The sequence below is a fragment of the Sphingobacterium ginsenosidimutans genome (assembly GCF_039536865.1).
Classification (GTDB): domain Bacteria; phylum Bacteroidota; class Bacteroidia; order Sphingobacteriales; family Sphingobacteriaceae; genus Sphingobacterium; species Sphingobacterium detergens.
The window spans coordinates 193,604-206,994 of sequence record NZ_BAAAZK010000002.1 but is presented as its reverse complement, the minus strand read 5'-3'; the positions used below and the strand labels follow the sequence as shown (position 1 = coordinate 206,994).

7 protein-coding genes are annotated in these 13,391 nt (G+C 45.6%); all 7 read left to right on the top strand.

Annotation, left to right across the window (positions count from 1 at the left end; all coding sequences use genetic code 11):
• The first annotated feature begins 62 nt into the window (after positions 1-62).
• Genes ABFX33_RS00740 through ABFX33_RS00710 form a run of 7 tightly spaced genes read left to right on the top strand, consistent with a single transcriptional unit; the run spans position 63 to position 13,352 of the window.
• Positions 63-3,575, top strand: coding sequence for a TonB-dependent receptor (locus tag ABFX33_RS00740; protein ID WP_346083621.1), 3,513 nt, complete (start codon positions 63-65; stop codon positions 3,573-3,575).
• Between the two features lie 2 nt (positions 3,576-3,577).
• Positions 3,578-5,368, top strand: coding sequence for a hypothetical protein (locus tag ABFX33_RS00735; protein WP_346083620.1), 1,791 nt, complete (start codon positions 3,578-3,580; stop codon positions 5,366-5,368).
• Positions 5,369-5,376: 8 nt separating this feature from the next.
• Complete coding sequence (locus tag ABFX33_RS00730; RefSeq protein WP_346083619.1) at positions 5,377-6,618, top strand: hypothetical protein; 1,242 nt, start codon at positions 5,377-5,379, stop codon at positions 6,616-6,618.
• 23 nt (positions 6,619-6,641) lie between these two features.
• Positions 6,642-7,727, top strand: coding sequence for a fasciclin domain-containing protein (locus ABFX33_RS00725; protein ID WP_346083618.1), 1,086 nt, complete (start codon positions 6,642-6,644; stop codon positions 7,725-7,727).
• A 2-nt stretch (positions 7,728-7,729) separates the two neighbouring features.
• Positions 7,730-9,010 carry a fasciclin domain-containing protein gene (locus tag ABFX33_RS00720; RefSeq protein ID WP_346083617.1) on the top strand — a complete coding sequence of 427 codons (1,281 nt, stop codon included), beginning with the start codon at positions 7,730-7,732 and terminating at the stop codon, positions 9,008-9,010.
• A gap of 41 nt (positions 9,011-9,051) precedes the next feature.
• Positions 9,052-10,029: a fasciclin domain-containing protein gene (locus tag ABFX33_RS00715; protein WP_346083616.1), complete on the top strand. Its 978-nt coding sequence runs from the start codon at positions 9,052-9,054 to the stop codon at positions 10,027-10,029.
• A gap of 47 nt (positions 10,030-10,076) precedes the next feature.
• Entirely contained in the window at positions 10,077-13,352 is a 3,276-nt protein-coding gene (locus tag ABFX33_RS00710) for a TonB-dependent receptor (RefSeq protein WP_346083615.1), read from the top strand.
• Positions 13,353-13,391 lie beyond the last annotated feature (39 nt).

The window sequence follows — 13,391 nt, the reverse complement described above, 5'->3', positions numbered from 1 at the left end:
AAAGTCATTAAAAAAGATGTGTCGTCAATTTTTAACATTTACTATAACTACAAGACAAAAGTATGAATTTTCATCAAGTCATGCGTGTTATGAAAATCACCATGGTATTATTAACCTGTGTACTAGCACATTTAAGTGCAGCTACATATGGTCAGCGCCTAACTATTAATAAGCAAAAGACCCTTTTGGCTGATCTGATGGAACAGATTAGTGTGCAGACGGGGTACGATTTTTTTTATGATGCAGAGATCTTTGATCATGCGCCACGCGTCACGATTAATGTGGTAAATGCACCCCTAGAGCAGGTGTTGGAACGCTGTTTTGAAAAGCTCCCATTTGCTTACACGGTAAAGAATAGAATTGTAACAATTCGGCGTACGGATTTGGAAAGTCCCAGTGATGAAAAAAAGACGAAACGTTGGATGCAGACCACTACGATCCGTGGACGGGTACTGGACGGAAGTACAGGACAGGCATTGGCTGGAATTTCGGTGAGCGTCAAGGATACCAGGAATTCGACGTCAACGGATGCAAATGGAAATTTCACTATCGGAATTTCCGGACAAAATGGGGTATTGGTTTTAACCTCATTGGGGTATCAGCGTAAGGAGTTGGTCGTCAGTGCGAAACAGGTCGATATAACCGTTCGGCTACAATCTTTGAGTACAGCATTGCAGGAGGTCGAAGTTACCGTACAGGCCCGAAAAAGAGCGAATACCGAAGCATCAGTACTTGAAGAACGCCGCAAAGCATCCATTGTACAGGATGCCATCTCAGCGCAATTGATCGAGCGTACCGGTAGTATCACCACAACACAGGCTTTACAACGTGTGACCGGAGTAACCATAACGGATGACAAATATGTGGCTGTACGTGGACTGGGAGACCGCTCGGTGATCGGTCAGCTGAATGGCGTGCGGTTGGCATCTTCGGATCCTGACCGCAGTGCTATTCCACTGGATCTGGTCCCGGCTTCATTATTGGATAATATTACGGTTTATAAGACCGTTACACCCGATAAGCCTGCCGATGCGGCTTCGGGTATTGTCGAACTGAAAACCAAATCGGTACCGGAAAAGATGACGTTTGAAGTGATTGCGCAGACAGGCTTTAATTCCAATATTGGGGTTGGCGGCAAGTATAACAGTTTCTGGAATAGCGACATGGGCGTATTAGGTACGGCAATCAATAAGAAAGATCTTTCCAATGACTTTCTGAATCTATCCAAACAATATCCCAATGGTCTAAGTTCGATTCAGCAGCTGATTGCCTCCAGCAATTATAGTCCCGAAGTGCGCCAGGAAGTCAATCGCATCAATGGCATTATGCAGGGATTTGATCCCGTATTGACCTCGCAGACCAAAAGAGCACCACTCAATCAATTGTATTCCGCGACCTTTGGTAACAGTTACACCCTTTTTGATAAACATAAATTGGGCGTGATCCTCGGCGGAAACTATTACCGACGGACAAGCAATATCTACGACGGAGACCTGACGCAATATAGCATCTACCAAGGTGTGGTCACAGGTAGCCCCTATATCTATAGCCAGCGCAAGATCCCCAATTTTACCACCACCAATAATATTGTGATGGGAAAATACCAGACCTATAAGGAAAACACAGGCGTAGAAACGCTCAACTATGGCCTATTGGGTGGTCTGACCTATCGTTTCAATCCTAGACATGAAGTGAGTTTTCAGTACCTAGGCAGTTGGGGTGGGGAGAATACGGCAACCAATCTGCGTGGCGGGTATTTCTATGCAGGCTTGCCCGGTGAAGTAAACAGTACCACCTACTCGCTAAAACAGACTTTTCGTACCCTGCATACCTTCAATCTGCAGGGCGAACATAAATTTTTAAAAAGTGATTATTCCCCACGCCTGAGCTACAATATGGCTTCTTCCAAATCCAATCAGAATGATCCCGATTATCGTTTTGTCAATATGGTGGACTACAAACCGCGCTATGGCGGTGCCATTGAACGGCCAAATATTTCACATCTCCCGAATACGGGCAATATAGACTATGTTTATACAGAACGCTATTATGCGTTAAGCTCGGGCTATGTCAATGGATTTGGTCCTTTCGGTATTCTTCAGGCTGATCCGAATGGACGGCGCTGGCGGAATCTGGACGAAACCAATTATAATTACAAAGCTGATCTGACGATTCCTTTTAAGTTATTGGGCCATAAACAGGAATTTAAAACAGGTTTCAACTACCTGAACCGAGAACGAAAATTTGGCGAAAACGTATTGTTTCTGCCTGGATCTAATTTTACAAGTTATGGCACTTATGGTCCCGGTAAATTCTCTTCGATTCCGCTGTATGATGTGGAAGGTAATCTGAACCGTCTGGTCAGCAATGAGGTGGTTGGTGTGCGCGTACCTACAGGCGGGGTAGGCGAAGGAGACTTTCCTGTGGGGGGCTTCTTGTACAACATCCAAAAATCACCAAACAATTACACCGGATTTTATGAAACCAATGCGTTCTATGGGATGCTGGACCTGAAACTGACGGACGAACTCCGTGTTGCTGGTGGATTGCGTTTTGAAAATACCAATATACAGTCCGCGGTGGATACGGCAAATGTGTATCTGGATCCATCACTAACAGCAGCCAATGCCAACGGGACTGTAAACCTGAATCCACAGAATCCCAATTCGGCCTATAAGCAGGGCTACAAACCGTATTATTCAGTCAATGCAACCTATACCCTCAACGAGAACATGAACTTTAGGGTAGCCTTCAATACCACATTGGCACGACCTGAATTACGGGAAATTACCAATGTTTACGAATTTGACGCTTTCCAGATGGGCTTGGTCGTTGGAAACAGAAACTTAAAAAACCAGTCGACCAAAAACCTGGATTTCCGCTGGGAGTGGTTTCCCAATAGCGGCGAAGTCATTGCTGTCTCGGCCTTCGGGAAAGAAATCAATGACCAGCTCGTGAAGGTATTCAGTTTGCAAACCCAGGGACTGGCCGCTACTTTCCCGGAATTTCCGATCATCCAATTTCAGAACGATCCCAATCGGGGCCGGGTTTATGGAGTTGAACTGGAACTGGTGAAAAACTTAGGCTCATTCTGGGAACCCGCGCATGATTTCTTCTTGGGATCCAATCTGCTGCTTGCGCAGAGCAATATTAAGAAAACACCGGAGCGGCTTGCTGCCAACTGGTCTATAGACCGGAATGCACCGACCAATAGCCCGCTCTTTGAGCAGGCACCCTATAGTATCAATGCCTGGCTGAATTATAACAATAAAAAATGGGGTACGGATATCACAGCGACTTACAATACAGTAGGTGAAAGGCTGGTGCAGATCAATCTTACGGGTGAGCCAGACCTCTATACACGACCATTTTCCATGTTGGACCTGGTATTCAGCCAAAAGTTGAATAGGAGGTTGCTATTTAAAGGCTATGCAAAGAATCTGCTGAATCCGGCTATCAAAACGGTCTATGCCAATCCGGATACAGGTGGCAAATGGTATGGACGCGAATACCTAAACCGGAGTTACAAACGCGGTACAGAAATTATGGTTGGATTTACCTATAACATTTTATAAGTATGAAACAGCAAAAAAAAGGAACAAATGGGCAACGCTTGAATGCGATGGGATGGATATCCCTGATGCAGGTCAAACTGCTGTTGGTCAGTATTTTTGTCATCTCCTGTAAACGGGAAAATTTAGATTATACCTTTGACTATAGACCTAACCCCGATGCTCAAAAGGCCTCGAATACACGTTTGGTCAATTTATCCGAGAATGCGCAGCTGATTGCCAATGGCGACAGTCTGACAAATTTCTTTGTGCCCCCACAGCGTTCGGGCTATATTCCACCCGAGGAGCTGACGCCACCGGGAACACGCTATTTTCCGAAAGATGGACGCTTGGGGCAGAGCTGGACCGTACCGCAAGATCTCTTTCAGACCGATGGCACGGTACGTTTTAGGACAACCTTTGTGCCGATACCAACGAAGACGATTGCCTCTCATGATGTCGAATTTACGGTCCGCGATTCTTACGACGCTCCGAAGGACTATTACCTGCTGATCAATCACGAAAGCCGGGTACAGAAACCGGATAGGCTGGTAGAGGTACCACGCAGTGTGACCGCTCCGAAGCGTCCGGATTATTTTAAAATCCGGATTATTAATTTCGCCAAGAAATTGATGCCTACCAGCTCCATGGAAGACATTACGGGTCCGATTACACTAACTTATGCTGATGGAACCCCCGTGAGCAACAGCACAACAAGGATTGTAAGCGATGCTTGGTCTGATTATGTGGAACTGCCTTATGGTACCTATCAGTTTAAACTACTGACGGCTGATGGTAGGCAGATTCCGGCTGTCGGGCATACCTATTACAATAATATTGACCGTTTCAATTCAACAATGGAAATGGGGGGCGGTGCGATTAGCCGAATGTCTTCTGGCCAGACCTATGCACCGGTTCAGACTTTCCAGCCCGGCGGTATCTATACTATTGTTGTCCATCCGAAAGAATTTACCTGGACCACGGGTACGGATGATATCAGCGAACTGCAAAATGGGTTCCAGATTATCGCCGATATCAGCGAGCCACTCAATCGGACATATGCACAGATACAGCTTGCTAATACCATCACAGGACAAGATGCGGTGCTGCGGGCAAAGGGACAGACCACGGCTACCACAGCCTATGGCAAAGCATCAGATTATTTCCCTGTGGTCGCTGGTCAACAGCCTATTGTTATTGAAACAGCTTCAGGACAAGTTTTGGCTGCCATCGATGCCGAACTACAGGCCGGACAAAATTATACGGCGTGGCTTTACATGGATCCGGATAAAAAAGTGAAGGTGTTATTAGCAGCCAATAACTTGGCAGGAACGGCCTATACAGGGAAAGAAGGTGGGGGTAATAATGCGACAATAGACCGGTTCCGGTCCAGCTACATGTTTAATTTCCGTTTCTTGAATTTCTGTGCAGCTTTACCCTATGCCACATTCACTAATGGTGAGGGACGTCCTTTTGGTACAGGGGCAATGGATAGTGGTGTAAATATGGCTCCTGGCATTTTAAACATCCTGCAACCTTATACATCGCTGCTCTATAGTGCCTCCAATGATACGGGTGGTCCCTATCAGTTTATGGCTTACAGTTCGCTGCCAACACGCATTCCCGGCGATTGGCTGCAACAGGTCAAACCTTTGTCCAGTACGCAACTTGTTGCAAATCCCAAACTGTATACCGCTGTGGGACGTAAAGTTCCGCTGCATGAACCTGGTGTATATTCTATCGCGGTCATTGGTGATCTAAAAGGCACCACGGAAACCGACAAAGCGAAATTTATGGTAGTAAAACATACGAAATAACCATTTTTATGAAACACAAGATTTTAACTAGTCCTCTTTTTGCAGTTATCGCGTTATCGTTTGTTTTTTGCGTAGCTAGCTGCACAAAAACCGAATATAGAACCGTCGAAGACCCTGCCTATATCCGGGTATTTAATAATTTGACCTATACACTCACGTTGGATAATAAAGAAGAAGCGCAACCTTTTTTTTGCATGTTTATTGATCCGGAGTTTGATGCATCAGGCAAGCCCATTGGCGGATTGGCGATAGGTGATTTTTTGGATAAACGGAATATTTATGCCGCACCCAATGCGGCACATGCCGGATTGAGCACCTCTAAATATAACCCAGAATACCCGGGTAAAGAACTGGTGCCCACAGCGCCGATCTTGAATGGTTTTGATCTGACGAATTGGGCGCAGGTGTCTGCGGGCAAACGTCGTTTTTTATTTATGGCACGCCCGATCAGCAGTGTGCCTTTTGCGAAACTGCCCGATGAGCAGCAGCGCAAAGTATTTCTGGATACAATTATTGATCTGTCCTCGCGTGAAGTGTATACATTACATATACTGCAGAAGGACTTTAAAACAAAGGAGAATGGACTCTATGTACGTCAGGAGACTTTTCATAAACAGGCCTTTTCGGATACCCTGACTTATGTTAATTTTTATAACCTGAGTGCCAGAGGTTTTCTACAGGCAGATCTTTCACAGAAATTGCCCGTGCCGGGAACAACAAGATCGTTGCGCTACGGGTTACTTGATACGATGAATATTTTTATCACGCATATTCAGCCAAGTGTGAACGCTGCTGGAGCGACGGTGCAGCAGCGTATTCCAAATTTTAGTTATCAATATGCTGGCCGGCTGCTACGGAACATTGATGCCCCTAAAGTGACGCCCTATTATGGTTTCCCGATCTTCTTGCAGGATAAAAATAAGGTCTATTCCAATACCTGGCAATATATCCAGTTTTTTGCACCTTCCATTGACCCGCGTACCGCAGGATCTTATCTCGAACCGCCATCGGTCCCGGGAGGGCTTACCGAACCTGCTGTTAAAGACGGTACTTTTGGTTATATGCTGATGGATCATGCACAGTATTCCCCCAGTTATTACCTAAATACTTTTTTCCCCGGTCTAACCGTCAATGTTCACTCAGGAACAGCTAATCCGCGAACTTTTGGTGTAGTCAATAGTATTGAAGTCGTCAACGGCAATGCCTTTCTGACCACAGTACAACGTAAATATCCGCAACCTATCTATTAATTATGAGACCTGATATTTTAGCTATGAGATGTAATGTATTCGTTCCGCTCGCCTTATTTTTCAATATTTTCTTTTTTTGCGCCTGTAACAATAAGGATCTGGACGTATATGTCGAAAGTGACAAGTACAGCAATGCCGCCGATTTCATTGGTAACAACTATAACCTGACTTTGTTGTATGCTGCATTGAAGCAAGCAGATTTATTGAATCTGCTCAAAGAGGAGGGACCATATACTCTCTTCGCTCCAACGAATAAAGCTTTCAATGACCTTGGGATTGTTCGTGCCAGTGATTTCTCCAGCATGAAGCGGGATAGCCTACGGCAGTTATTGCTTTATCATATTTTGCCCCGAAGGTTGTATACCAGTGATGTACCACCCAATACCATTGACAACAAATATGTTAACATGATGGAAAAAGAACTGTTTATCGGTTATAAAACACAGAAAGTATGTGCGGAATGTAATTTAATTTCGGACTTATATGTCAACGGCTCTAAATCAGTTTCTGCGACACAGAATATTGTATTGGCGAATGGGGTGTTGCATGTCGTTGATAAAGTACTAAAATATAATCCCACCATACAGGATGTCTTGAATTCCAAACCTGAGTATAGCTTATTTATTGCGCTGCTCAAACGTATGGGTGATTGGGAGCGTCTGGGAGAACCTGTCAATACCACTGTTTTTGCCCCCGATAACGCGGCTTTTGAGAAGGCGGGAATAACAGCCAATGATATCGCTCGTTTGGATCCCGGCAAGTATGGCAAACGATTGTCGCGTGTTTATCTGCTGTATAACCATTTCTTTCTTTCTGATATGGCGATCTATGGACAACTACCGGGCTCAGGCTATTACGGCAGTCCTTATTATCGTGCGCGCATCGTGGGGGATGAATTATATTATTTTGGCATTTCCGCCAATACACCAATGGAGCCCTTTATTATTCACAGTCAGGCTCCTGAAGCCAATACTCCGCTCCGGATCAGCAATTTTCAGCCGGATTATCAAACGGATTATAAAGCGGATAATGGTGTTGTACATGGAATCAACAGCCTATTGGTATTGCCCGAAGAAGCACTGATCAAGGAATCAACTAAGACAAATTAACGATGAAAAGCAATTTAAATCAATATATTACGCTTGCAATATTTGCTGTCCTGCTCTTATTTTCCGCCTGTAAAAAAACAGAGTTTATGCCTGATGCAGTAGGCGAGGAGATTCCGGCTCCAACATATCCTTCGCTGCTAGAAGGACTGCCGGACAATACCGGTTTGTTTAAAGCTATGTGGCAAAAGGCCGAAATGGATAACGTACTTGCGACCGAACAGGCGCAGGCAAAGCTAACCTTTTTGGTACCGGGCAATAATGCAATGGAAACCGCCGGATATACTGCCGCAAAAATACAGCGGCTCACAAAAGACTCCTTGCAGAACATATTACGCTATCATGTACTCAATGGAGCAATCAGTTCCGATCAGCTGTCGACGATCGGGCGGGACTTGACTTTTTTTACCCTATTGAAGCATCCTAAATTTTTGGACGGTGAACCCCGAGATGGTACATTGGTTAGGACGGTACCTTATTTCTATCGGCAACAGCTGAGTGTGGAGCAAGGCAATCTGATTATTGATGGAAAGAAATTAAAAATCGGGTCGGAACTCGCCGTTGCACAGGGACATGTTTTTGTTATCGAACAGATGCTTAAAGCACCCAGCCAGCAGATGTACGATTTTCTGGTAAAGGATGGGCGTTTTTCCTTGTATTTAAAGGCTATGGAGCTTAACAATATCGAGTATGCCAATGATTTTATGATGAATATGTTTCCAGGTTTTGGTTTACCAGTTCGTTTTATGCTCGATTGGAACTATTATTTCGAGGGGACTTTTCATTATAGTGCTGAGCGCCCTAGAAATGTCATCCATTGCACACTGTTTGCACCAACCGATGCTGCTTTCAACCGGATGGGCATTTATACCGAGGCTGATCTGAGGGCGTTGAATGGTCGGATAGAAACCCCATGGTATTATGAAACGAACCAATTGACTCCGGTGGATAGCCTGCTCAAGTACCAGTATATCGGTGGCGCGAGATTGGAGACAGGGTATAATGAAGATTATTCCATGGTTACGGTTGACGTGCAAACGGACCGTTTTCTAAATAATTCAACTATTTTTTCGCAGATGTTGGACAACAAAAAGCTGGCTGGGTTCAAGAATATCTACCATCGATTTTACCATTCAGGCAAGCATATACAGGTTGGCCATATGAAAAGCAAAGAACAGCCTGTGAATATTATCGAGGAAAATATCAACACCATTCAGGGGCCCGTTCATGTTGTCGACCGGATTATCGTACCGGATGATTTTAGCATGTGGCACAAGAAAAAATAGTAGACACCGTATAAACGATTAGACAAAAAGACATGAAATCAATGAAATACCTATACGCCATTCTATTGATGTTATCCCTGGTGAACTGTTCTAAGGATGCCATAAATCCAAATGCGGAGGTCGAAAAAAATACCTTAAACGATGTGGTCCGGGATAACTTTGGACTGACCTATCTCGCGACGGCACTGTATAAAAGCGGGCTGAATAAAATGTTGATGCAGGATGGCTCTTACACCTTGCTGGCCCCATCCGACGATGCTTATAAGGCTGCTGGTTATCAAAATCCAGCCGTAGTATATGCTGAACCGACGGGTAAACTCGTTGAACAGGGCAATTACCATATCCTGAAAAATGTTGTGCTGTTTACAGGAAAGGATTTAAAAATGAATCAGGAGGAGGAAACGGTATTGGGTACCAAAGTGTATTGGAGCCGGGTGAAGCGCGGAAAAGATACGCTTACGACGATCAATGGCGGCCGACTGCTGCAAGCGGATACCAAGGCCGCGAACGGGGTAATGCAGGTACTCGACCGTTTATTGGTTCCCAATGTACATGGCAACCTGAAACAGGCGCTGGCAGCAAATGCTGATCTCAGTTTGTTTTACCAGGCTTTAAAGGTTTCGGGTCTATTGGAATCACTGGCGGACACAACGAATTATACGGTGTTTGCTCCCAATAATATGGCGATCAAACAACTTGGCTATCCTGATCTGGAAGCGATCCAAAAGGCTGACCCCGTAGGACTGAAAAAACTACTGAGCTACCATATAGCCAAAGAACGCAAGTTTGCACAGGATTATTTTTTGCTGACGCCTGATGGAACAACGAGTTATACCGAAACGATGCTGAATGAAAAGACCCTGACCATTAATTTACTTGGCCAATACAATGTGCCCAATAGTTTTACGGGGATAACCATTAAAGGCACGGGCAATTCTTGGGCACTAACACCGCTACGTATGGATGTACTTGCTGGAAATGGAGTCATTCATGTAATGGGACAGACACTCCAACAATAAGGTTAAAGACTGTGTGTTATTCACGCAGATTTATAAAAAATGTTTACATGAGAACAATCAAAAATACAATATATCGTTGGCTAGGGATACTTATTGCCATATTTCTGCTGCAATTACAGCCAACAAGAATTTTTGCTCAGGAGACTTCTGGCGCGCTGACGGGCCGTGTGCTTGACGGGACAAAAGTGCCGATAGCGGGAGCATCCATCGAAGCTGTGCACACACCTTCGGGTACGAAATATACGCTGTCAGCAGACAAAGATGGCCGCTTTACCATCAATAATATGCGGATCGGCGGACCTTATCGCGTTACGGCTACAGCTGTAGGGCTGCAGCCCGATATACGGGAGGATATTTATATCCGTTTGGGGGGAGCCCAGGAGCTTGAGCTCCTGCTGACTGCAGCAAACCAACGGATAGAAGAGGTGGTCGTCAGCGCCCGGGCAAGGGGTCAACGCGCCGATACATTTGGCGCAGGTAAAAATATTTCGGGTGAGCAGATCAGGAATATGCCGACAGTATCACGTTCAATTACCGACGTTACACGCCTGACACCTCAGGGAAGCCGTGACAATAGTTTCGGGGGAACCAATTTCCGTTACAATAACGTGACTGTGGATGGGGCAATCAACAACGATGCAATCGGTTTTTCACCTTCTTTGGGAGGACAGACTGGTACCTCGGGCATGGCCGGAAGCTCGACCCGAACCAATCCGATTTCTATCGATGCGATTCAGGATGTTCAGGTTTATCTTGCGCCCTATGATGTCAAGATCGGGAACTTTACCGGCGGTTCGGTGAATGCTGTGACCCGATCGGGAACAAATAAAATTGAAGGCTCCGTATATGGTTTTGGCCGCAATGCAGCGCTGACCGGAAAAGACAGGGTTGGTACATTGGGAAAAATGAACAGTGACTTCTACGACTACCAGTCTGGTTTCCGGATCGGTTTCCCAATTATTAAAAATAAACTATTCTTCTTCAGTAACGAAGAAATTGCGCGTCGGCAGGATCCGACACAGCTGCTAGTTGGCACAGCTGAAACGGCGCAGATACTGAGTATGACGGATGCGGAAAAAATAACAAATACCGTCAAAGAACGCTATGGTAACTTATTTGACGCCGGAACTGCTGGTTTGTATACCAATTGGAGCAAATCGGTCAAGTTCTTTAACCGTATTGATTGGAACATCAATGCTAAGCATCAGTTGGCAGTCCGGAATAATACCATCCGCAGTTCGGCGACGCATATGGACCGCGATCAACAGGACTTTCGCTTTTCGAGCATGGCCTTCAAACAGACCAATAACCAGAGCAGCACCGTGGCTGAACTGAAGAGCCGATTTTCAAACAGCCTGTCTGCTAATGCAGTGATCGGTTATACAATTGTCAATGACAGCCGTGATCCGCTTTCGGACCCCACCTTGCCGCAGGTGCAGATTCAGGGACGTACCCCCGGAACGACGATTTATATCGGTACGGACCGCGAAGCGAGTATTTTTGATATGCAGCAGCGGACATGGGAGTTTACAGCCAATTTAACCTGGAACACAGGAAGGCACAAACTTCTGTTCGGTACCCACAACGAGCTGTACAAAATTCGTTACGGATTTGTCAATAGCTGGAACGGGCGGGTAGACTACAACAGCATCGAAGATTTTGTTGGCAACAACCCGTATCGGGTGCGCGGTAGCTACAATTATAACAACAATACCCGCGACTATATTTTAGCGCACCCAGCGGCAGATTTTGCTGTTAATATGTACAGTTTGTATGTACAGGACGAAATCAGGATACACGATCGACTGCGGATCACACCCGGACTGCGGGCAGATTTGGCAAGCCTTCCGGAGATGCCCGGACTGAGTGATAAAGTGAAGAGTATTCTCTCGGATCCTAATTTTGGCACGACATATCAATATACCCCATTAAGCCGTCTGCGCAATGACTTTATGAACAGGGTACAGCTGTCTCCGCGGGTGGGATTTCGCTGGGAGATGACAGCGGACCGGAAGTTGGTGTTGCGTGGCGGGGCTGGATTGTTTACAGGTCGGATTCCCTTTGCCTGGTTGGCTTATGCGTATTACAATACCGGAAATAGTTACGGTGCCTTTGACCAACGCGCAGATCAGAAACCTTTTGCTCCGGGCAGTGATGCAATACGTCCAAGTGAAAATGGCCTGGCAGATTTTATTGCTCAGAATGGTGCTGTCGTCAATGACCCGAATAGCGGAAAAACGCAGGTCGATCTGGTGGATAATGGCTTCACGCTACCGCAGGTATTCCGTGCAAGCTTAGGCATGGATTATGAAATGTCCGGTGACTGGAAGTTTACGCTCGAAGGGATCTATACCAAGAATATCAGTGATGTGTTGTTCCAGCAGCTCAATACCTCCGATAATCCACGTTGGTACGGTTATGACCGCACACACCAACAACCCGTATACAGTGGTGCGGTAGATAGCCGCTTTTCGAATATTTACTTGTTGAGCAATACCAATCAAGGGTATAAATATAGCCTGACAGGAACGGTCGCGAAGAAATACAAAACTTTAAATACAACTGCGAGCTATACCTACGGCATGTCAAAAGATCTATCCAATGGGGTACGGAATTCCATGGAGTCGAATTGGCAGCTCAATCAGTCTCTGGTTCCTAACAATCCAGGTCTGGCCTATAGTAATTTTGATGTCCGGCATCGGATTGTAGCGAGTGTCGGTTATGATAAACTATGGCATCGTGCCGGACGGACAAGTGTCACACTGTTCTTTTCCGCGCAGTCTGGTTCGCCATTTACTTATGGTATTGTAAACAATAGCATACAGGGATTACCACAACAGGTATCGCTGGTCTATATACCGACAGCGTCGGAAGCAATCCGATATTTTAAGGACATTGCCGATGGGCAGACAGCTGCACAACAAGCTGCCGCTTTCAATGCTTTTATTGATGCAAATGAATACTTAAGCGGACGAAGGGGCGATTTTACCGAGCGTAATAAAGCACGTACGCCCTGGAATGTACAGGCCGATTTGCGACTAGCGCATGAACTACCGGTTAATGGAAAGGGACATATTCTGGCATTTTCGGCTGATGTGATGAATCTGACCAACCTACTTTACAGGAAATGGGGAGTACAGTACTTTTCACCGAATACATTCAATTCCACCAGCTCGGTGGGGCTGACGCCGACGCTGTTTCCGCCACAGCAGAATGAGGGAAATTGGCCTGTATTTGAGTTCCGCAATCCCGGAACTCCTTATAGTATTGATTATTTTAATTCAAGAGCTCAGGTACAGCTCGGCTTGCGCTACTCATTTTAGATCGTAACACAGGATGGGGCATCCGGGGTTTTCTTGCTC

Coding starts and splice junctions, on each gene's coding strand:
- ABFX33_RS00710 (WP_346083615.1), top strand. CDS start 10,077: ATGAGAACAATCAAAAATACAATATATCGTTGGCTAGGGATACTTATT.
- ABFX33_RS00720 (WP_346083617.1), top strand. CDS start 7,730: ATGAAAAGCAATTTAAATCAATATATTACGCTTGCAATATTTGCTGTC.
- ABFX33_RS00725 (WP_346083618.1), top strand. CDS start 6,642: ATGAGATGTAATGTATTCGTTCCGCTCGCCTTATTTTTCAATATTTTC.
- ABFX33_RS00715 (WP_346083616.1), top strand. CDS start 9,052: ATGAAATACCTATACGCCATTCTATTGATGTTATCCCTGGTGAACTGT.
- ABFX33_RS00735 (WP_346083620.1), top strand. CDS start 3,578: ATGAAACAGCAAAAAAAAGGAACAAATGGGCAACGCTTGAATGCGATG.
- ABFX33_RS00740 (WP_346083621.1), top strand. CDS start 63: ATGAATTTTCATCAAGTCATGCGTGTTATGAAAATCACCATGGTATTA.
- ABFX33_RS00730 (WP_346083619.1), top strand. CDS start 5,377: ATGAAACACAAGATTTTAACTAGTCCTCTTTTTGCAGTTATCGCGTTA.